Genomic DNA, 21,359 nt, shown 5'->3' on the forward strand with positions numbered 1-21,359 from the left:
GACTTGCTTGATGCCACTAACATGGAAAGAAAGCGGCATTCGTTGGTATTGGGTAGCTGTATTGGTATTTATTGCCGATCAGCTATCTAAGCAATGGGTGTTAGCCAATTTTGAGCTGTATGAATCAATACAGCTGTTACCTATTTTTAATTTCACCTATGTGCGTAATTACGGCGCCGCGTTTAGCTTTTTAAGTGAAGCCGGTGGCTGGCAGAGGTGGTTTTTTACCATCATAGCCGTTGGTTTTAGCACACTGCTGACGATATGGCTGCGTAAACAGTCAGCGTCGCTGTGGCGCACCAACCTTGCGTATACGCTCATTATTGGTGGCGCCATTGGTAATTTAGTTGATCGTTTAATGCATGGTTACGTAGTGGACTTTATCGATTTCTATTGGAAAACCAGCCACTATCCAGCATTTAATATTGCTGATTCAGCTATTTTTATCGGTGCAGCATTGATTATTTGGGAAGCGTTTAAACCCGAAACCCAAGCGGCAGAAAGTTAGGGAGTCTATTTTGTCTGAGCAACAACTTGCACGTTCCATAGTGTGTCATATGAATATCATTTTAGAAGATGGCTCAACGGCAGAAAGCACCAAAGCATCAGGAAAACCAGCGCGTTTTAATGTTGGTGATGAGAGCTTAAGCCCTGCATTTGAATCAGAAATTTCAAGCCTGAATAAAGGTGATAAGCACAGCTTTACCTTAGATGCGATTGATACTTTTGGTGAGTCTAATCCTGATGCTGTGCATCATATGGACAGAAGTAAATTCCCTGCTGATATGGCATTAGAACCTGGTGTCATTGTTAGTTTCGGTGGTCCAGGCGGCAGTGAAATCCCAGGTATGGTTCGTGAAGTTGCTGGTGATTCAGTGACTATAGACTTGAATCATCCTCTAGCTGGTCAGAAATTAACTTTCGAACTTGAAGTGGTAGAGGTACTTTAAAATGCTTAAAGTTGATCCTACATCGCCAGAACTGAACATCTTACTGGCAAATCCGCGCGGTTTTTGTGCTGGTGTTGATCGGGCGATTAGCATTGTCGAACGTGCTTTAGAGTTATTTGAACCACCGATTTATGTCCGCCATGAAGTCGTACATAACCGTTACGTGGTACAAAACCTAAAAGACCGCGGCGCTATATTTGTTGATGAGTTAGAGCAAGTGCCTGATAACAGTATTGTGATTTTTAGTGCTCATGGTGTTTCTCAGGCTGTTCGCAAAGAAGCAAAAGTGCGTGGTTTAAAAGTATTTGATGCCACGTGTCCTTTGGTCACTAAAGTGCATCTTCAAGTTACTCGTGCAAGCCGTAAAGGCGTGGAGTGTATTCTGATTGGCCATGAAGGCCATCCAGAGGTTGAAGGCACTATGGGTCAATACGACAACACTGAAGGTGGGGTTTATTTGATTGAATCCCCGGAAGATGTAGCGTCTTTAAAGGTTAATAACCCAGATAACCTATGTTTCGTCACGCAGACCACATTATCAGTTGATGACACGCTAGATATTATTGCGGCCTTGCAACAACGTTTTCCTTCCATTGAAGGGCCGCGTAAAGATGATATTTGTTATGCCACTCAAAATCGTCAAGATGCAGTGCGCAATATGTCATCAGATGCAGACTTAATGATTGTTGTAGGCTCAAAAAATAGCTCTAACTCCAATCGACTGCGTGAACTCGCTGAGAAAACTGGTACAGAAGCCTATTTAGTTGATACCGCTGCCGATGTTGATGAAGCTTGGTTTAAAGATGTAAAAAAAGTAGCAGTGACTGCTGGCGCTTCAGCGCCTGAAGTGCTGGTTCAACAAGTTGTTGACGCGATAGCTAAATTTGAGCCATCGGTAATCACTGAGGTTGAAGGTCGTAAAGAAGATACTGTCTTCGCTGTACCCGCTGAATTGCGCTAGCACTTAATAAACACGCAAACTAACTAAAAGCTAAAAAACCGTAAATCTGTAAAGGTTTACGGTTTTTTTATATCTGCAACTAATAGACTATACTCTTGAAACAGTCTAAGTTAACGATTTACTTATATTTGGCAAACAACTAGACACCTTTCGGTTACATCTTGCTCGCTTATAGGTAAAGAGATACTATTAGCGGCTAAGTTATGGTTTTTTAAAAAGATAATGACCTTTACCTTGTCAATATATTGGCGATAAATGGAGATTTGACACTCATGCCTGTTAAAAGGAATGGATTTTCTTTAATCGAAGTTATGGTTTCTCTGGTGATTCTGACTGTAGGGTTAATTGGGATTTTTAATCTTCATATTGTTGCCAAAAGAGGTAGCTTTGAGTCCTTTCAGCAAACCCAAGCTTCTTACTACGCCAACGATATTATAAACCGCATGCGATTAAATCCATCGGTGTTAGATTCATATGGCTCAGCCACAGGTATTACCTACACCGGCGCTTCTTTAACTGCGCCCTCCAAAGCATGCTCGGGTGCAGCAATTTGCACACCCGCTGAGTTACAGCTTTGGGATGTATATGAATGGCAATCTGCTTTTATTGGTGAAGCTGAAAGTGATGGTGGTAATAATGTTGGTGGTTTACCAACTCCCAATGGCTGCATTTATGTCGAGCCAAATAAAGTTGTAGTGGTGATGAGTTGGACTGGTATTAGAAAATCTTCGAATACAGAAAAAGGGTACTCAAATTATGTTATCAACTGTGGCACCAAAAATAATAAAAAACGAATTTTCGAAATCGAAACAGCAATTCTTTAGGTTTTTTTAATGAACACTTTATATAAACAACAAGGTATGTCACTGGTAGAACTAATGATCGCAATGCTCATTAGTTTGTTTATTTCTGCTGGTTTATTCTCAATGTTCAGTATGTCTTCAAGTAATGTCACTACAACTAGTCAATTCACTCAATTACAAGAAAATGGGCGTATTGCACTTGCGATAATGGAGCGTGATATCAGTCAATTAGGTTTTTTTGGTGATATTACAGGAACAGATTTATTACTAGGCACCAATACATCCGTTTCTGCAACTGCGGCAACCAGTGATTGTGTTGGTGATGGGTTCAATAATGCAACTTTTCCAACAAATGTACCTGCACATTTTAGACGTTTATGGGGATATGAACAGGGCAATAGTTTGATTACATTAAACTGTGATTCTGCAATTTCTCCGAATAGTGGCACTGATGTTATTCAAATTAAAAGGCTTGTAGGGCCAGAAGCTACAGTTCAAGATTCAAATCGCTATTATGCCTCTGTAACTTCTAATGAACTCGAATTTTTTAATGGCAGTAGTGCGGCTCCAACGACGTTGAATAGTCGAGTATGGGAGTACCAGCATCATGTTTATTTTATTAAAGACGATAGTGGTATTCCTATTCTGAGTAGAAAAACATTGAATATTTCTAATGGAATGAAAAATGAAGATCAACTTGTTGAAGGTATTGAAAATATGAGGTTTTTATACGGGTTTGATGACGATGGTGACTCTACCCCAGACTCTTTTATGCCTGCTGATCAAGTTTCTACCATGATGTGGGACAATCAAGGATTTCAACGTTTAGTGGCTATTAAAATCTATGTACTTGTACGCTCGATACAAGAAGATGACAGTTATGAAAATGAAATCGTTTATCAACTTGGTGATAAAACGATTGCAGCAACAAACGATAAATATAGAAGAAAAGTGATGTCAACGACAGTAGTACTTGATAACCCAGTACTGATTAGAAATTAAAAATTAGGTATTTCAATGATTAATCCAATTAAGAAACAACAAGGAATGGTGTTATTTTTTTCCTTGATTGTTCTCATTGTCATGACGATTATTGGTGTCGCGCTTGCTGTTAATTCAAGCCAATCTTTAAGAATGGCCGGTGCTGGTGGGGATAGAATATCCGCACTTTCAAAAGCTCAAGGCGGACTTAATTTAGTTGTTAATGATAATGTTACCCATAGTTTTAGTACAAGAACAGCAGATGGAGTTGCCGCAGAAATGGATGGAACACAAAATATTAAATTGATGCCTGCAGATAATCCAGGGATTGATGTGAATTGCCAGCGAACGGAAAAAGCCAACGCTGCAAATTTGATTAGCTGCAGACGTTTAGAAGTTTCGAGTTCTGCTACATTTGGTAGAGCTGGCGTCGGTCAACTAACCGTTACAACTGGCATTGAGCAAGAAGTGCTCTCCGGGAGTTAAACATGATTACTAAAATAACGACAATAGCATTAAGTTTTATTGGATTAGGTTTAATTGCTAATAGTTTCGCCGATGACACAGAATTATATGTACTAGAGTCTTCAGCTCGAAGTAATGATAATCCTCAAGTCTTATTGATTATGGACACTTCTGGCAGTATGGGGGATAACTCATTTACTGCTCCAAGATTCCATGAGCAATCAACGATAAGCAATAGTACAAAACTATACTTTTCTAATGATGGTGCAGTTGTACCTGAGGCAAGCAGTAACCAGTATTTTTTAAGTGGTCTGAATGGTTGTGCAAGTTCTAAAGCATTTTTAAATGAGTATGGCTTGTATACTGGTTATTTCAGGGAGTATCAAGAATCTACTTGGTCTAAATTTCCTCTGACTGACGGAAGCAGTATTGCAACTGTTGACTGTTATGAAGATATATATGAACAAGATACATCAAATGCCGGTGGAGTATCAGGTTATCCGGTTGATGGTTTAGCTTCACCTTATGATTCTGATATCGAAAAAGCTAAGTTAACAGAGTTTGGGTTAGGAGATCCAATCCATATTTATACTCAGGAATATGTGACTTGGTTTCATAATGCGAGCAAACCAAATGGTAAATCAAATGGTGATTCTTATACTCGTATGGACGTTGCCAAAAGAATTTTGGAGGAGTTGATTGTTTCAACTCCCGGGATTGACTTTGGACTTGCCATATTTAATAAGAACAACAGTACATCTAGAGATGGTGGCCGAATAATATCAGGAATGAAAGAGGCGTCGGTTAACAATAAAAATAGCATTATTACTTCTATAGATGATTCAGACTCCATTAACGGTAACTACACTCCGCTATGTGAAACATTATTTGAAGCATACAGTTACCTTTATGGTAAACCGGTTAAGTTTGGTCATAAAACTGATGGCTCTACTTCTAACCCTAGCTATGATGAGAACATTGAGTCTGACGGTAACTATATTTCACCTTTTGAAGGTAAGGATTGCCAATCAAGCGCATCAATCATCTATGTGACTGATGGCATTCCAAACAATGATGTTAGTGCAGATACTGCTATCGGCCTATTGCCTGGAATAGATTTAACGTTAGGCGTCGATGTTGTGTGGAGTGGGAATACAACAACAAACTTATTGGCTCCTTTAGCAAATTGGATGTACAAAAATGATGTAAACCCTAATGCTCCATTAGATCAAACTGTTTCAACATATACAATCGGCTTTAGTTCTGGTGCGGATGATGCTGAAACACTACTGAAGAAAACGGCTGAAAATGCCGGTGGTGTGTATTATAAAGCTAATTCAGCAGAAGCGTTAAAGGCATCACTTTTACAGGCAGTTACAGCCATTCAAGGAACAGATTCTAGTTTTACCTCTCCTTCTGTTGTTTTAGATAAAACACAAACTGGTGACGATGCTTATTTTGCTATGTTCTTACCTGATAAAGGACCTCGTTGGTCTGGTAATTTGAAAAAGTTTAAAGTAACTGCAGATGGGAATGTTGTAGATAAAGATGGTAATGATGCCTTTGATAGCAATGGTGCAATAGCTGAAGAGGCATGTTCATTCTGGACCACCACAGCAGATTGTAATGCGACAAGTTATAAAGGTTATCATGTGACGGAAGGCGGCGTTGCTGCAACAATGAGAAGTACATATAGCTCTTCTATTAATTCACGAAACGTTTTATTAAACAATGGCTCAAGCGGAGACTTGATTAGTTTTACCCCTTCAAATGCCAAACTTAACGGTTTTTTGTCTACAGATGCCAAATTAGCTTCATATATGGGAGTAGATGAAAGTGATATCAGTGATAGCTTTGACTGGGCTAAAGGAATCAATGTAGATAATGAAGACAATGATGATGATAGTTCGACTGCACCGTTATATTTACGTCAAGATATAATGGGGGACCCACTGCACTCAAGACCATTGGTTATCAATTATGGCAATGAGTCCTCCCCTGATAATCGAATCATCATGGGTACCAATCATGGCTTTCTGCACATGTTTAAAGATGAAGTATCTGGTGACACAAGTAGTGTTTCAGAGTCTTGGGCATTTATGCCGGTTGAATTATTAAAAAACATTAAAGGATTAAGGGACAACCCTCAAACTGGTGTTCACTCTATTTATGGTATGGATGGCTCACCTGTTGCGTATATTGAAAGAGATTCAAGCGATAAAGTATCAAAAGCTTGGTTATATGTGGGTATGAGGCGTGGTGGCTCATCTTATTATGCTCTGGATATTACAGATCCTGATGCGCCTTCTCTGAAATGGATTTCGCAGACTAGTGATTTTTCAGTACAAGGGGAGTCATGGTCTGAGCCTGTGATCACAAAAGTACCTGATTGGCCAGCAGGGGCAACTACATCTGCAGATGCTAATCCAGTATTAATTATTGGTGCAGGCTATAACCCAACAACAAAAGATGGTTCTAGTGTCGGTAGTTCTGATACAACTGGGGTAGGTGTCTATATAATTGATGCTGATAAAGGCACTAAAGTTCATAGCTTTGGTTTAGCAGGTAGTGATACATCGATGCCTGGGCTTTCTGACAGCATACCTAATAAAGTCGCTATTTTAGATTCGAATAATGATCAACTCACAGACCGCATTTATGCAACTGATACAGGTGCCAATGTTTGGCGGTTGGATTTACCTGGTCTATCGACAGACTCCTCAAATCCATGGAGTGCTTTCAAATTTGCAAGCCTAGGTGGCGGAACAACTACAACAGATATTCGCTTCTTCTCTGAACCTGTCGTTGCACAAACTACATTCAGTAATGTTGCTGAACACACCCATACAGAAGGTGGTACAACAACAACGACAATGACATATCAGAGCATACCTTACGATGCAGTAGTAATTGGAAGCGGCCATAGACCGCATCCACTAGATAAACAAAGAGCTGATAAGTTTTTTACACTTCAAGATAGAAACATCGTTACTAAATCTTATAGTTCAGCTGCTGGAAACACAGCACCAGATACTCTTGATAATACTGATTTGTATAATGTCACATCAGAGTCGCCCGCATCGGATTCAGAGTTAGTCACTTTTGGAGCGAAACGCGGTTGGTATTATAACTTTAGTGATGCGGGTGAGAAGTCATTATCGGCCGCTACGATTGTATCTGGTAGAGTTTTTTTTACATCATACGTACCAGAAACTGGAGCGTCTGAAAACGCTTGTTTAGTGCCAGGCCAAGGTAGATTGTATGGGTTTGATCTACATAAAGGTGCAAGGACATATAACCATACTGAAGATTATTTTGTCATGGGTGAACAGGTTCCTGATACTCCAACACTTGTTGTTCCAAAAAATGGTGATTCAGATAGTTACATGTACTTAATAGGCATTGGTGATGCAGCAAATGATATGATTAAAAATGATGTTCTTGGTGATGACGGCTGCGCTGAAGGTGATGATAAGTGTATCGGTGGTGGCTTAGGTGTTAACAGAATATACTATCATCAACATGAAAACTAAAATGAGATATAAATGAATAGATTCAATAGAAATAATGGATTTACGCTAATCGAATTGATGATAACCATCACAGTGGTTGGAATACTAGCTGCTATTGCCTATCCAAGTTATACACAATTTGCTGCAAAAGGCGCTCGCGCCGATGCACTTTCCGGTTTAATGAATTTGGCGAATAGACAAGAGCAATTTTATTTAGATCACAAGACATTTACTAAGAACATGAAACAACTAGGAATGGATGATGATCCATATATTGTCGATAATGGTTTTTATGAGGTTGATGCTTTTTCAATTGGTGACGGTAGCAAATATACATTAAAGGCGACAGCGATAGGCACTCAAGCTACACGTGATACTGCTTGCCCTGTTATCCAAATAACTTCAGACGGTGTTAAGACTCCTACGGAGTGCTGGGGGAATTAAGTAAATTCTTCATTAGATAAAAAAGAGTTTATGGTTAACCATAAACCCTTTTTTATTATGTTTTTTTGTGTAGCTTATGGCCTTTGATAACGATAAGTAATGTACTGTTGATTATCTCAGAAGAGTTTAAGTACAGTTTACATTGTCAGAAATAATCTGAACTCTGCCAGAGGCGCTTAAAGAGACTTGTTTTGAGTAGGCACTGTCGGTTGTTCCAGGACAATAGGTAATTGTTTGAGCGTTAGAGCCGCTAACTAAGCCATCGGAATTAAAAGTTATGATTGCTGATGATGATGTTTTTATAAAGTCATCGCTATTAAAGCCATCTATATAGCGCAATACATCAGTGTTATTATCTTTAACACCATTTTGATCGTCATCAATAAAGATGGCAATACCACCAAGCCAATCAGTTGTGCAACCACTGCCATCTCCCGGGCAAACAGTCACTCTTCTGCCAAAGCTTACCGCTTGATTTCTTGCGAAAACTAAGGCTGACTCGATAGAGCTTGTGGCTGAGCTGCTTCTACTACTTTCATAAAGACTTGATAATCTAGGTACAGCAACACCTACTAAAACTCCTGCAACTACGAGTGCGACCATTAGTTCAACTAAAGTGAACCCGTTATTAAATCCGTTTTTCATTTGATTCATGCATATTTTCCTCTGCAATACTTAATTAAGTATAAGGCAATATGACTTTGAAATCAGTGTTTTTGTAAGCCTAAAGTTCACTTGAAACACATACGAATCTACTAGTTTTGTTTACATTCTATTTTATTTTTGCGTGAAAACCTTATTCGACCGGATTGATTTACAATGACAGCTTTTGAAAAAGGGCTATTATAAATTTCTGGGCAATATCTAAAGGTTCCATTGGTACCAGATGCAAGCCCATCCGGTTGAAATATTATGGCTTTTCGATTGTAGTAAACGATATCGTTTGGATTAAAGGCTGGTGCAATATGTAAAATGTGGTCGCCAGTATTGATGATATTTGACTCTCCTCCATCAATGAATATAGTGAAACCTTGTTGCCAGTTGTTAGTACATTGGTTATTTTCGATAGGACAAACAGTTACCCGAGCATTTAGGCTAATGGCATGATTACGGGCCAACTGGATAAGTTGTTGTATAGATCTGATATTGCTTTTACTGCGAGCATGGTTAATCAGATTATTAAGTGATGGAGCTGCCATGGTCGAAATAATTGAAGCAATGGAAACAGCGACCATAACTTCAATTAGGTTAAATCCCTTTAACTGGGTATTCATAAAAATCATCCTTGATTTTTAAGGTTCATTATCTGAGTAGTCGAAAAAGTATAGAAGCTTTTGCTGACTCTGCTAGTTTTAAACTGATTAATACCTACTTTATAAAATAATGAGCAAATTATTCTGGCTTAAAGTAAGATAGTTCAAGTATCCAAACTATTAATAAATAGATTTAAATTTGAGAATGAAAATTTAAATCTATATTTTCCCAAGTGATTAGGAGTGTGTTGATGAAAAAAGTAGAAGCCATTATTAAACCATTTAAACTTGATGATGTGCGAGAGTCACTTGCGGAAATAGGTATAACAGGCATGACGGTTTCTGAAGTGAAAGGCTTTGGGCGTCAAAAAGGTCACACTGAATTATATCGTGGTGCTGAGTATATGGTCGATTTTTTACCGAAAGTAAAAATCGAGCTTGTTATTCAAGATGAGCAATTAGACCAAGCCATTGAGGTTATTGTTGATACTGCTCGTACGGGTAAAATCGGCGATGGAAAAATATTTGTAACCGATATTGAACGTGTTATTCGTATCCGTACTGGCGAAGAAAACGAAGATGCTGTTTAATTTACAATAGATTAAATTAAAAAAGCCTCAATAAATAATTTATTGAGGCTTTTTTATTGGGGATAAATTATAAGCTCACTATTGCCATCATGGTTTGCTTGATGAGTCCCGAATAACTGGCTCAGGCGTAAATACCATCGATTTTTTCTCAGTCGTTTCTTTGCTATTGGCGATTAACAGTTCAGTGGCGACTTTGGCAATTTTCACGTTTGGTTGATGCACTGTGGTTAATTTGGGCCACGTCTGTCGGGAGAAGGGGCTATCCTCAAATCCTACAATGGATAAATCTTTTGGTATATCAAGCCCAGCTAAACGCGCAGCAAATAAAGCCCCTGCAGCTATTTCATCGTTACAGGCGACGATTGCCGTAGGCCGTTTGGTTAAGTTAATCAATTTATTGGCACCTTCTACCCCAGATTCGAAAGAGTATTTACCATCTAAAACCCAGGTGTTATTCACGTTAAGATTATTGTGCTCAAGGGCATCTTTAAAACCAGCTAAACGCTCTTTGGTTGATTCATGCTGCTGATCGCCACTTAAAAATCCAATATCACTATGACCCATATCAATTAAGTGTTGGGTGATTTCTAAAGCGCCATGTTTATCATTGACAAGTACAGTAAGCCCATTTTCTGCATCAGTGCTTTCGCCTGCAATAATTCTTACATAATTAGCATCTATTTCATCAAGTGCTGCAAGTATCTTCGGGTCTTCTGACATTGGCGGGGTGAGCACTAAACCCGATAGCCGAGAGTGTTTGACCATTTTGGTTAGTTCATCACAAATTGTGTCAGAGGTAGCATTACAAGGGTGGATCAACAACTCGTAGCCTTTATCTTGGCAGGCAGAAAGAATACCGTTCTGCATATCAATAATATAATAAGCATTGGGGTTATCATAAATAAAACCAATAACATAGGATTTTGTGCTTGCTAGATTTCTTGCTGCTAAGTTAGGTTGATAATTTAGCTCATTAATTGCTGCATTGACCTTGTCGACCGTGGTTTGTCTGACTGACGATTCGTTATTGGTGACCCGTGAAACGGTTTTAATTGATACGCCAGCATGTTTGGCAACATCATTTATGGTTACTTTCATTATTTGTTAACTCTTAAACTCAGGCGATGAACTTAGCATTGTATTTATATTGATAACCATCATCCCCAAATGAAGGTTATCAATATTGTAGGTAAAAACAAAAGCTAAGCCGATTTAACTCTAATAGTGCTGATTTTTATCCTAATAGGCAATCTCGAATTACTTTTCTGGTTGGATGAGTTCACTTTAAAGTCTATTTGTTCTTAATTTGATACAAACATCGTCAACATTTAAGTGTCTGATTTTTAGTTATTAATTGTGTTTGCATCTGTTTTGTATAAGCCGGCTTTGCACATTTTGTCTGCAATAAAGTTATTTTGTTGTGGCAAGACTGTTAAATATTGTGTAATGTTTGCTCTAGACATGACAGCGTTGTCATTCCGATTGGAATGGTTATGTATCCAAAAACGATAATAAAGTTATGGAAGGGAAATGAAGATGCGACCTATTAATTTTAAGAAAAATGTTTTAGCAACTAACATTGCTATCCTACTTGGCAGTATGGTTTCAGTTGCTGCGTTTGCAGCAGATGCTGAAACTACAGAAGAAAATATCGAAAAAATTGAAGTAAAAGGCATGCGTGCCTCGATGAAGGCTTCAGTTAATGATAAACGTTTTTCTAACTCTGTTGTTGATGCGGTAACGGCTGAAGATATCGGTAAATTTCCTGATGGTGACGTGGGTGAGTCATTAGGGCGTATACCAGGTGTGGCTGTGAGCCGTCAATTTGGTCAAGGTCAAGGTGTTTCGATTCGTGGTGCTTCTAGCAGCTTGACTCGTACATTATTAAACGGCCATTCAGTTGCATCTACCGGTTGGTACGATCAACAGTCAATTGACAGAAGCTTTAACTACAGTTTACTACCATCAGAAATGGTCGGTGGAATTGAAGTATATAAATCGTCTCAGGCTGATTTACCTGAAGGTGGTGTTGGCGGTACCGTTATCGTTAAAACCCGCAAGCCATTAGATTTAGATGCCAATACTGTATTCCTTAGTGCTAAAGGCGACTACGGTACAATTTCTGAAGAAACAGATCCTGAATTATCAGGCCTATACAGCTGGAAAAATGAAGATGAGAACTTTGGTTTCTTAATTTCTGCAGCTGGCTCAGAAACAACTTATCAACGCAATGGTATTGAGTCATTAATTGGTTGGGGTGATATTGTTCCGACGACTTTTGAACAAGAGCGTGAACGTACTGCTATTAACGGTTCATTCCAATACAGTCCAACAGATAATTTAAATTTCGGTTTAGACATTATGAGTCTGGACATGAAAGCGAACAACGCAAATACCTCATTATTCGTGATGTTCCCAGATGATAAAGACGAAGCGTGTGAACAGCGTAACTCTTTAGGCACTTGTACTTTCTATCGCCGTGATGGTAATGGTGAAAACCCAGGTTGGGCACAAACTTGGGCGCGCCAAGCTAGCATGGACTCAAATACTTACGATTTCAATTTCGATTACGAAAATGACATGTTTAAAGTAGAAGGTCGTGTGGGTAACACCAAGTCTGAAGGTGGTACTGATTTAACTTCTAACTATGGTTTCTGGTTAGGTACCGCTGCTGATTATGCTGGTACTTATGATGCGACTGGTGAAATCATCAAAATAGATGTTGCTAATAAAAACTTCACCGCAGATGACTTTGGTGGTCAATTGTCCCCTGCAGGTTGGGCACTTAAAAAGCAGCCAAACTCAGATGAAGAAACTTACGCACAATTAGACTTTACTATTCCGACTGATTTAGGTGCGATTACCTCATTCAAAACAGGTGTTCGTTATGCAGATCATGATGTTAGCATGTTAACTTTACCTGCAATCGTTAATGCTGATATAGCAGCAAAAGATGCATCAGCTTACTACAGTGGTCAAATTTCATCAGGGGCTGGTTATACTTTACCTAAGCCTGATATGGATGCCATGTTAAAGGATGCTAAGGCTGCAATTAATGGTTTCTCGACAGAAGGGACCGTATATAAGGCTGGCTACGGCACCATTAACGAAGAAAACCTATCGTTATATTTAATGGCTAATTTTGAGTCAGACGGTATGCGCGGTAACTTCGGCTTACGTTATATATCAACAGATGCATCATCTGATTATTTCGCGCTGCAAGCTGATGGTACTTATGCCGATAACTTAAGCACTAAAGATGCAAGTTATAATGACGTATTGCCAAGTATCAACGTTGCATTTGATGTGGCGCCAGATGTCATTATCCGTACTTCAGCATCACAAGTGATTTCACGTCCTAATTATGCTGATATGTTTGCAGCTTCGGCACTGCAAGGTTACAACGATGACGTTGCAGGTAACCAAGTGGTTAGTACCGGTAATATCGCCCTTGAGCCATTTAAAGCGACTCAAGCTGATTTAGGTGTGGAATGGTATTTCAGTCCTGACGGGTTAATGAGTGCTTCTTACTTTATCAAAGATATCAGCTCTTTTATCACCTCAGAGCAGAAGCTAGATCAAAGCATTGGTATTGTTGATCCTAATTCAGGTGAAGATAACTGGACTGTTTCAACGAAGAAAAATGGTACTGGCGGTCAAATCCAAGGTATAGAGCTGCAAATCCAAGATGGTTTTGATAACGGCTTTGGTTACTCTGCTAACTACACCTTTGCTGATTCTGATGCTGCAGCTGAGAACTACCCAGATCAAGTTAGCGTGTTCTCTGACTCTTCTAAGCACACTGTTAACTTAGTTGGTTACTACGAGATGGATGACTTCTCAGCACGTGTTGCTTATAACTGGCGTAGTGAATACATGATGCGTGAGTTACCAGGTTTCTACGGTAACCGTGAACATCAAGACTTCGGTACACTTGATTTAAGTGCTAACTACAATATCACTGATTACTTAGGTATCACATTTGAAGTAGTTAACTTACTTGAAGAAGACAGTGTTCAATTAGGTGTTGCACCTGATGATGCTGACGTTAAGCCTGAGCTAAAAGGTGGTTACCCAGCATGGAGCTTTGAAGGTGAAGCTCGTTATAAGTTAGGTTTAAACTTACGTTTTTAATCTGATTTAGAAGCATAAAAAGCCTAGCACTTGCTAGGCTTTTTGATTTTAACTTTCCACTGGTAAATACGGTTAAAATCCAATTAGCGACTTATCTACAGTTAACAGTTAAGAGGCGTAATATGAAAGTGCAGAAGATTGTTATTATCGGTGGTGGCACAGCAGGTTGGCTTGCTGCAAATCATATTGGTAAAGCGGTGCAATCATTGGCTGATGTGTCCGTTACGTTAATCGAGTCTCCTGATATTCCGCCCATTGGTGTTGGTGAAGGCACTGTACCTGCGATTAGGCAGTCATTACAAAGCTTTGGAATAAGCGAAACCGAGTTTATTCAGCAGTGTGATGTGAGCTTCAAGCAGTCTATCCAATTTCGAAACTGGCTCGATAAAACCAAACATGGCGCAGATAATCGCTACCATCACTTATTTGATGTACCAAGCCCATTAGGCGATGACTTAAGCGCCTTTTGGAACCAAACCGCCACTGAGGATATGGCTTATAGTGCAATGGTTTCACCTCAGCATTATATTTGTGAGGCATTAAAGGCACCTAAATCCATCACCACCCCCGAATACGCTGGCTCGGTGAGTTATGCTTATCATTTAAATGCGGCAAAATTTGCCCAATTATTAGCCACTAACGCCACAAGTAAATATGCCGTTGAGCATATCAAAGCCAATGTGTTAGATGCCGCAATAGATGATGTAGGCAATATCAGCCGCTTAAAAACTGATAAGCTCGGCGAGTTAGCTTTTGATTTTTATATCGACTGCAGTGGCTTTGAGTCCATTTTGTTAGCCAAAAAGCTTAACGTCGGCTTTGTGGATAAATCCCATCAGTTATTGGTGAATAAAGCCATTGTTGCCCAAGTGCCGACAGACATTACTGAAGCGATTGCCCCTTTTACCATTGCCACAGCGCATCAAGCAGGCTGGATTTGGGATATCGCTTTGCCAGAGCGCCGCGGTACTGGTTTTGTGTATTCTGATAACCACATGACAAGCGCACAAGCTGAGCAAAAGTTTAACCGTTATTTAGGCGGGAAACTAGACCAGTTACACCATCGTGAAATCCCCATGAAAGTGGGCTACCGCGAACAATTTTGGGCAAAAAACTGTGTAGCATTAGGCCTAGCACAAGGCTTTTTAGAGCCAATCGAGGCAACCTCAATACTATTAACTGATTTTGCCGCCGGTTACTTAGCTAAGCGACTACCGCAGACACTGGCGCAAATGCCAGCATTGTCTGAGCGCTTTAATCACACTATAGGTTACGCGTGGGAGCGAGTAGTGGAGTTTGCTAAGTTGCATTATTGCATTTCAGATAGAACTGACAGTGATTTTTGGTTAGATAATCAAAAGCCTGAAACGATACCTGAATCCTTGCAACAAAAATTGCAATTATGGCAGAGCTTTAGCCCGATAACCGATGATCTATTCTCACGCTACGAAGTGTTTAATATTGATAATTACCTGTATGTCTTATACGGGATGCATTATCAAACAAAAAACGTGTCGCTCGAGGCGCAGTACCTTAAAAGTGCCCAGCAGCAGGCCAATAAAATACAGCAAATAGGCCACAAGCTGGCGCTAGACTTACCAGAGCATCGAGCACTGCTTGATAAAATTAACCGTTACGGTTTACAAAAGGTTTAGCTACAGGATTAATAAACTTAGAACCCAGTTGAGTGAAATTTATACTTATAGATGAAAGTTGGCACGATTTAGGTGAAATATCAGCGAATAGCTAGTGGTACTTTATTGCTTGATACGGTAACGTAAGCTGCAGATTAAATGATAGTGGGCTTTATAATAAGTCATCAGCTAAAGATTTTGGGATTTTTTATTTTAATCTACTAGCAAAAGTTTAAAACAAAAGGGATTTGAATCCCTATTTTTATGTATATCATTATTGATTAGAAGCGCCTGAAGGAGCCAAGATGTCTAACCAAATTACGTTACTTGAACACGCAAAGCACGGTGATTTAAAAATTACCGCAACTAATTTTGCACACGTTGCAGATCAACATATTGTTCCAGTAACTTTGCATGAGATTGCTCGTGCAGCTACAGAATACCCAATTGTATTCGTTAAAAACACTGATAGCGGTGAATTCCAAGCTGTTGCTATGTTAGGTCTTAAGCCTGGTCAAAACCTGAGTATTAAAGACGGCAAGTGGCAAGGACTATATATCCCTGCTGTTGTCCGTGACTATCCACTTGGATTAGTACTTAACCCAGAAGTAAAAGACAAAGTATGGATTGGTATTCGCGAATCTGCTGCTGAAGTCAGCAAGACTGAAGGCCAAGCATTATTTGAAGGTGAGCAAGAGTCTGCTTACTTAGAAAACCGCAAAAAAGCCTTAATCGCGCATTTTGAGCAAGATCAAGCAAGCCGCAACATTCTTGGTTTCTTGGCTGAAAAAGAGTTACTAACAACCCAAACATTAACGGTTGATGTAGCGGGTGAGAAGCGCAACATCAATGGCTTATACTTAATTGATGAAGCTAAATTAAATGAATTGTCAGATGAAGATTACTTAGAACTTAGAAAGCGCGGCTTACTAGGTCCTATCTATGGTCATTTAGCATCGTTAAACCAAGTTAACCGTCTAGCACGCACTGAGATCATGGCTAAAGCTTAATCTTATTGTATCGCGCGTATTAAGGCATTATTTCATATATTGAAATAATGCCTTTTTTATTAGTAGCATATTTAGCATAAGATTCTTTTGCTTAAAGCTTTTCACTTCATTCAATCCTTTCTTTACCACTAGATGCCAATATTCTTGGTTATTACTAAGCCAATTAAGCTTAATTTAAGCAATTAAGCCACTGTTATTATTTGTTTTTAATGTCTATTGTTGCAAACCTGTGTCAAAACATAAAAAAAATGTAGAAATCTCGTTCTATATTCGGTAGATTATTAAATGACAGCGTTGTCATTGCTTGTGTGTGAATCGTTGTTTTAAGGTCGACATGGATAATTTATAGGTCCCTATTATCCATGCCTTAATGCTATTTCGGTCGGGCGAAATAGCATTAATTTATACTTTTAGTCTCTCCCCAGAAACGAGTATAAGCTGGGTACAATTTTTGTTCCCAGCTATTTTTTTGCCGGTTTCTTAGTAAGGATAAAACCTAGCAGTTAACGAGACATAGATATTGAACAGGCTAAATACACTAATAAATTGAATCAATTAAATACTGTTGCCGCTAAAAATTAGCTGCGGTAATTTAGCTAAAATAGGCTAACGTCAGTAGTCAGTCAACGCGCGGCATCTCATCAGATGATCATTTAGGGATAAATTGAGGAATATATGAAAAAGACCATCATTGCATCAGCATTATTACTATCAATAGGCGTAGTGGGTTGCCAGTATTCTTCAGCTCCTTCTACGTCTGATGATGCTCAATCAGCTAATGGTTCAGATCTGCAACATAAGGCTAATCAAGCCGCTGATAGCGCTTGGACTCAAGCAAGCCTAAAACAATTTGCCGCAGATCTAAAAGTCACTTATCGCATGGTGACCAATGTCCCTGAAGAAAGTTGCTCAGCAACACAGCCTGATGAGCAATGTTTTATCGCTGAATTTGATTTAACCAGTTCAGTTAATATTCCCCATGCCGACTGGGCAATTTATTTCAGTCAAATGCGCCCAGTACAAGCGGTGTTAAATCCGCAGTTTAGTATCACTCGAGTACAAGGTGATTTACATAAAATTGCCCCCACCGAACAATTCACTGGCTTTAGCGCTGGCGTAACCCAACGCATTGGTTTTAGAGGCGAGTTATGGCAATTATCTGAAACTGACCCAATGCCAAACTATTACATTGTGGTGGATGGTTTAGAGCCTGTCGTGATAGCTAGCACTCAATTAAGTATTGACGCAGAAACCGGCATGGAAGTTAGACCCTATGTTGAAGCCTTTACGGATGAAAAAAGGCAATATCGCAGAACCGCAACCGATAACTTAGCGTGGAGCCGTGCTGAGGTGTTATTTGAAGCCAATAATGCCCTTGTAGTTAATCGCGAGGCTGCCATTAATCGCATTATTCCAACGCCGCTCAGTGCTAGCGTTACATCAAGTAATACACCGGTAGATTTGTCTCAAGGTATTGAGGTTAATTACCAGCAAGTTGACTCAGCAGCAGTTGCCGCAGCTTTGTCGAGATTAGCGAGACTTGGGGTTAAGCAATCAGATACAGGCTTGTCGTTAGCGTTTGTTAAAAACAGCAAGGTTACAGCAGACGAGCAAGGGATTGATGGCGCTTATCAGCTCAAGGTGGCCATTGACGGCATTACCATTACCGCCGCCACCGACAGTGGTTTTTCATATGGTCTTTCGTCACTTGCAGCGTTAATCGATACTCGAGAACTCAGTATAAATACTATGGTTGTTGATGATGCACCGCGTTATGATTTTCGTGGTATGCACATTGATGTCGCCCGTAACTTTCATAGTAAACAACTGATATTTGATTTAATCGATCAAATGGCAGCTTATAAGCTCAATAAATTACACCTACATATGGCCGATGATGAAGCATGGCGCTTAGAAATTGATGGCTTACCTGAGCTTACTGATATTGGTAGTAAGCGTTGCCATGATTTAACCGAAAGCACCTGCTTAATTCCCCAGCTGGGCAGTGGCCCTTTTGCTGATGCCAGTGTAAATGGTTTTTATAGCAAAGCCGATTATATAGACATTTTGCAGTATGCCAGCGCCCGCCAAGTAGAGGTTATCCCGTCAATGGATATGCCTGGTCACTCACGTGCTGCGATAAAATCTATGGATGCCCGCTACCGTAATTTGATGGCAAGTGGCGACAATAATGCTGCTAATGAGTACTTACTGACAGATGCTAACGACACCACAGTGTATTCATCGGTGCAGTATTATAACGATAACACCCTAAATGTGTGCTTGGAGTCGACCTATCACTTTGTCGATAAAGTCATTGATGAAATTGCTAAATTGCACCAACAAGCAGGCCATCCGCTAAAACGCTACCACATTGGCGCTGATGAAACGGCAGGGGCGTGGAAGCAATCACCACAATGCGTAGACTTTGTTGCTAACAATGACAAAGGGGTTAAATCGATCGATGATTTAGGTGCTTATTTTATTGAGCGCGTCGCCAATATGGTCAGCGCTAAAGGTATTGAACCTGCAGGTTGGAGCGATGGTATGAGCCATACTAATGCAGACAATATGCCGGCTAAATCACAAACCAACATTTGGGATGTGATTTCACACCATGGTTATCAAAGAGCCCACAGCCAAGCCAATTTAGGTTGGGATACTGTGCTTTCAAACCCTGAAGTGTTGTACTTTGATTTCCCCTATGAGGCTGATCCTAAAGAGCATGGTTACTACTGGGCGACCCGAGCGCTAAACAGCCAAAAATTGTTTAGTTTTATGCCAGATAACTTACCTGCGAATGCGGAACAATGGAATGATATCGAAAATAACCCCTTTACTGCCGACGATAGCGTTAAAAAAGATGAGCAAGGTAAGGTGACCTCAGCGCCATTACAACAAGGTAAAGGCTTTAGTGGTATTCAAGGTCAAATCTGGAGTGAAACTATTCGCAGTGATGAAGTCGCTGAATATATGATGTTTCCACGGCTGCTAATGCTAGCTGAAAAAGCTTGGCATAAAGCAAAGTGGGAAGTGCCATATCAGTATCAAGGCGCGGTTTATCATCAAAACTCAGGTTACTTTACTGCTGATATGCGTAAGCAGCAGCAACAGCAATGGAATGACATCGCTAATACCTTAGGCCATAAAGAGCTGGCAAAGTTAGATGTGGCTAACATTGAATATCGGGTGCCAACCGTTGGGGCAAAAATTGAAGCTGGACTGCTTTATGCCAATATTGCCTTTCCAGGGCTTAAGATTGAGTATCGTCAACTCAGTGAAGACCTTGATAATAACGCTGCTGAAACTTCAGCATGGCTTGAATACCAAGCCCCTGTAAAGGTATCAGGTAATATTGAGATAAGAGCAATTTCCGCATCAGGAAAACGCAAAGGGCGCTCGTTGTTTTTATAGCTGGCTTTTATTGCTGCGCAGTTAACTAAATACAAAGGACGTTAATCGAATGGTTAACGTCCTTTTTTAAAAGAAAATCAGCAAAACATCCAAAACTTTCAATTTAATTACCTAGCTAAAATCAATATAAATCAGAGCTTTAATAGTTACTTCGCTGTTTGTTTTATAAACACCACAAAAAGTAAATGACAACGCTGTCATTTGTGGTGTAACATAAAGTTAACTTACAAAAGAGCCTATAAAAATCAGTTATAAAAGGCTTGGGTAATAGAGACAAGAGGGATGTCATGAGCGTTAATCAGCAAAATGAATCACAGCTTTATATCGGAATTGACGGTGGTGGCAGTAAGTGCCGCGCCAGCATATTTTGCCCACAAAAAGGTGTAATTGGCACTGGTGTAGCAGGTAGAGCTAATCCTCTTCACGGACTAGAACAAACTTTTAATTCAATTATCGAATCAACCAAGCTTGCCTTGGCAGATGCAAACTTAGCACCAAGCTACGCTCAGCAGTTAATCGCCGGTGTCGGCCTCGCTGGCGTGAATGTGCCGCGTTTGTTTGACCAAGTGAACAACTGGCAGCACCCGTTTGCCAAAATGTACCTCACCACAGACTTACATACTGCCTGTATTGGCGCCCACAACGGCGATGATGGTGCCGTGATTATTACCGGTACTGGCTCTTGTGGCTTTGCCCATGTAGGCGAGCAAAGTTTATTAATTGGCGGCCATGGCTTTGCATTAGGTGACAAAGGCAGTGGCGCATGGTTAGGCCAAAAAGCCGCTGAGCATGTATTACTGAATTTAGACGGCTTTGCCGCCGACACCGCACTAACACAATTATTACTAGCACACTTTAATGTTGATGATGCCATGGGCATTGTCGAGCATCTTGCCGGACAGTCTTCAAGCACCTACGCCAAATTAGCCCGTATTGTGCTGTTATGCGCCGACAATGGTGATGAGGTTGCCACTGATATTGTGCAACAGGGAGCGGGTTATATTAGTGAAATGGCCAGAAAGTTATTTGCCATTCATCCCAGTCGTTTTTCGATGATTGGCGGCCTAGCAGAGCCATTATTACATTGGTTAGACATTGATGTGGCTAGCAAAGTGGCTGAAGCGCTATCACCACCAGAAATCGGCGCTATCTTGTTTGCGCAGCAACAGTTTGCCGCAGATAACGGCAAGAGTCTGTAACTCGCCAAA

At 40.1% G+C, this 21,359-nt stretch carries 17 protein-coding genes; 14 read left to right on the forward strand and 3 right to left on the reverse strand.

The genetic code is table 11. From position 1 onward, the window contains the following. Window positions 1-10: 10 nt before the first annotated feature. The 8 genes from lspA to BCU94_RS03615 all read left to right on the forward strand — a co-directional run bounded on the left by lspA (window position 11) and on the right by BCU94_RS03615 (window position 8,116). A complete protein-coding gene (lspA, locus tag BCU94_RS03580) occupies window positions 11-508 on the forward strand; it encodes a signal peptidase II (RefSeq protein WP_076542956.1) in 498 nt (165 codons plus the stop codon). 10 nt (window positions 509-518) lie between these two features. Further along, on the forward strand, window positions 519-950 hold the full coding sequence (gene fkpB / locus BCU94_RS03585; protein ID WP_277869342.1) for an FKBP-type peptidyl-prolyl cis-trans isomerase: 432 nt from the start codon (window positions 519-521) through the stop codon (window positions 948-950). Between the two features lie 31 nt (window positions 951-981). Next, complete coding sequence (gene ispH / locus BCU94_RS03590; protein ID WP_198589266.1) at window positions 982-1,911, forward strand: 4-hydroxy-3-methylbut-2-enyl diphosphate reductase; 930 nt, start codon at window positions 982-984, stop codon at window positions 1,909-1,911. Window positions 1,912-2,183: 272 nt separating this feature from the next. Continuing rightward, window positions 2,184-2,735, forward strand: coding sequence for a type IV pilus modification protein PilV (pilV, locus tag BCU94_RS03595; protein WP_102475627.1), 552 nt, complete (start codon window positions 2,184-2,186; stop codon window positions 2,733-2,735). Window positions 2,736-2,744: 9 nt separating this feature from the next. Next, window positions 2,745-3,716 carry a PilW family protein gene (locus tag BCU94_RS03600; protein WP_102475628.1) on the forward strand — a complete coding sequence of 324 codons (972 nt, stop codon included), beginning with the start codon at window positions 2,745-2,747 and terminating at the stop codon, window positions 3,714-3,716. 27 nt (window positions 3,717-3,743) lie between these two features. Further along, window positions 3,744-4,181, forward strand: a complete 438-nt coding sequence (locus BCU94_RS03605; RefSeq protein WP_102475652.1) for a pilus assembly PilX N-terminal domain-containing protein — start codon at window positions 3,744-3,746, stop codon at window positions 4,179-4,181. Between the two features lie 2 nt (window positions 4,182-4,183). After that, complete coding sequence (locus BCU94_RS03610) at window positions 4,184-7,693, forward strand: PilC/PilY family type IV pilus protein (RefSeq protein WP_102475629.1); 3,510 nt, start codon at window positions 4,184-4,186, stop codon at window positions 7,691-7,693. Window positions 7,694-7,705: 12 nt separating this feature from the next. Then, the gene (locus BCU94_RS03615) at window positions 7,706-8,116 is read left to right on the forward strand and encodes a type IV pilin protein (RefSeq protein WP_102475630.1); all 411 of its coding nucleotides are present in this window, start codon (window positions 7,706-7,708) and stop codon (window positions 8,114-8,116) included. A 126-nt stretch (window positions 8,117-8,242) separates the two neighbouring features. On the opposite strand, the gene BCU94_RS03620 is transcribed toward BCU94_RS03615, so the two are convergent. Both BCU94_RS03620 and BCU94_RS03625 read right to left on the reverse strand, forming a co-directional pair. Then, complete coding sequence (locus BCU94_RS03620; RefSeq protein ID WP_102475631.1) at window positions 8,243-8,770, reverse strand: GspH/FimT family protein; 528 nt, start codon at window positions 8,768-8,770, stop codon at window positions 8,243-8,245. A 101-nt stretch (window positions 8,771-8,871) separates the two neighbouring features. Beyond that, the gene (locus BCU94_RS03625; RefSeq protein ID WP_102475632.1) at window positions 8,872-9,390 is read right to left on the reverse strand and encodes a GspH/FimT family pseudopilin; all 519 of its coding nucleotides are present in this window, start codon (window positions 9,388-9,390) and stop codon (window positions 8,872-8,874) included. Window positions 9,391-9,620: 230 nt separating this feature from the next. Here BCU94_RS03625 and BCU94_RS03630 point away from each other — a divergent pair, with 230 nt between their 5' ends. Beyond that, window positions 9,621-9,959 carry a P-II family nitrogen regulator gene (locus BCU94_RS03630; RefSeq protein WP_102475633.1) on the forward strand — a complete coding sequence of 113 codons (339 nt, stop codon included), beginning with the start codon at window positions 9,621-9,623 and terminating at the stop codon, window positions 9,957-9,959. A gap of 87 nt (window positions 9,960-10,046) precedes the next feature. Here the strand turns inward: BCU94_RS03630 and BCU94_RS03635 are convergent, their stop codons facing one another. After that, on the reverse strand, window positions 10,047-11,057 hold the full coding sequence (locus BCU94_RS03635; RefSeq protein ID WP_102475634.1) for a LacI family DNA-binding transcriptional regulator: 1,011 nt from the start codon (window positions 11,055-11,057) through the stop codon (window positions 10,047-10,049). A 438-nt stretch (window positions 11,058-11,495) separates the two neighbouring features. Here BCU94_RS03635 and BCU94_RS03640 point away from each other — a divergent pair, with 438 nt between their 5' ends. The 5 genes from BCU94_RS03640 (at window position 11,496) to BCU94_RS03660 (ending at window position 21,350) form a co-directional block, all read left to right on the forward strand. Continuing rightward, on the forward strand, window positions 11,496-14,093 hold the full coding sequence (locus tag BCU94_RS03640) for a TonB-dependent receptor (RefSeq protein WP_102475653.1): 2,598 nt from the start codon (window positions 11,496-11,498) through the stop codon (window positions 14,091-14,093). Window positions 14,094-14,215: 122 nt separating this feature from the next. Continuing rightward, window positions 14,216-15,748 (forward strand): tryptophan halogenase family protein, encoded by a 1,533-nt coding sequence (locus tag BCU94_RS03645; RefSeq protein WP_102475635.1) that lies wholly within the window; start codon window positions 14,216-14,218, stop codon window positions 15,746-15,748. A 284-nt stretch (window positions 15,749-16,032) separates the two neighbouring features. Then, the gene (locus BCU94_RS03650) at window positions 16,033-16,737 is read left to right on the forward strand and encodes a SapC family protein (RefSeq protein WP_102439190.1); all 705 of its coding nucleotides are present in this window, start codon (window positions 16,033-16,035) and stop codon (window positions 16,735-16,737) included. Between the two features lie 675 nt (window positions 16,738-17,412). Then, window positions 17,413-20,151, forward strand: a complete 2,739-nt coding sequence (locus tag BCU94_RS03655) for a family 20 glycosylhydrolase (protein ID WP_102475636.1) — start codon at window positions 17,413-17,415, stop codon at window positions 20,149-20,151. Between the two features lie 287 nt (window positions 20,152-20,438). Beyond that, window positions 20,439-21,350, forward strand: coding sequence for a BadF/BadG/BcrA/BcrD ATPase family protein (locus tag BCU94_RS03660; RefSeq protein WP_102439188.1), 912 nt, complete (start codon window positions 20,439-20,441; stop codon window positions 21,348-21,350). Window positions 21,351-21,359 lie beyond the last annotated feature (9 nt).

The sequence above is a fragment of the Shewanella sp. 10N.286.52.C2 genome (genome assembly GCF_002874545.1).
Lineage (GTDB): Bacteria > Pseudomonadota > Gammaproteobacteria > Enterobacterales > Shewanellaceae > Shewanella.

Excerpts from the sequence above, each read along its gene's own strand:
- lspA (WP_076542956.1), top strand. The coding sequence starts at position 11 with ATGCCACTAACATGGAAAGAAAGCGGCATTCGTTGGTATTGGGTAGCT.
- pilV (WP_102475627.1), top strand. The coding sequence starts at position 2,184 with ATGCCTGTTAAAAGGAATGGATTTTCTTTAATCGAAGTTATGGTTTCT.
- BCU94_RS03600 (WP_102475628.1), top strand. The coding sequence starts at position 2,745 with ATGAACACTTTATATAAACAACAAGGTATGTCACTGGTAGAACTAATG.
- BCU94_RS03610 (WP_102475629.1), top strand. The coding sequence starts at position 4,184 with ATGATTACTAAAATAACGACAATAGCATTAAGTTTTATTGGATTAGGT.
- BCU94_RS03615 (WP_102475630.1), top strand. The coding sequence starts at position 7,706 with ATGAATAGATTCAATAGAAATAATGGATTTACGCTAATCGAATTGATG.
- BCU94_RS03620 (WP_102475631.1), bottom strand. The coding sequence starts at position 8,770 with ATGAATCAAATGAAAAACGGATTTAATAACGGGTTCACTTTAGTTGAA.
- BCU94_RS03625 (WP_102475632.1), bottom strand. The coding sequence starts at position 9,390 with ATGAATACCCAGTTAAAGGGATTTAACCTAATTGAAGTTATGGTCGCT.
- BCU94_RS03630 (WP_102475633.1), top strand. The coding sequence starts at position 9,621 with ATGAAAAAAGTAGAAGCCATTATTAAACCATTTAAACTTGATGATGTG.
- BCU94_RS03635 (WP_102475634.1), bottom strand. The coding sequence starts at position 11,057 with ATGAAAGTAACCATAAATGATGTTGCCAAACATGCTGGCGTATCAATT.
- BCU94_RS03640 (WP_102475653.1), top strand. The coding sequence starts at position 11,496 with ATGCGACCTATTAATTTTAAGAAAAATGTTTTAGCAACTAACATTGCT.
- BCU94_RS03645 (WP_102475635.1), top strand. The coding sequence starts at position 14,216 with ATGAAAGTGCAGAAGATTGTTATTATCGGTGGTGGCACAGCAGGTTGG.
- BCU94_RS03650 (WP_102439190.1), top strand. The coding sequence starts at position 16,033 with ATGTCTAACCAAATTACGTTACTTGAACACGCAAAGCACGGTGATTTA.
- BCU94_RS03655 (WP_102475636.1), top strand. The coding sequence starts at position 17,413 with ATGAAAAAGACCATCATTGCATCAGCATTATTACTATCAATAGGCGTA.
- BCU94_RS03660 (WP_102439188.1), top strand. The coding sequence starts at position 20,439 with ATGAGCGTTAATCAGCAAAATGAATCACAGCTTTATATCGGAATTGAC.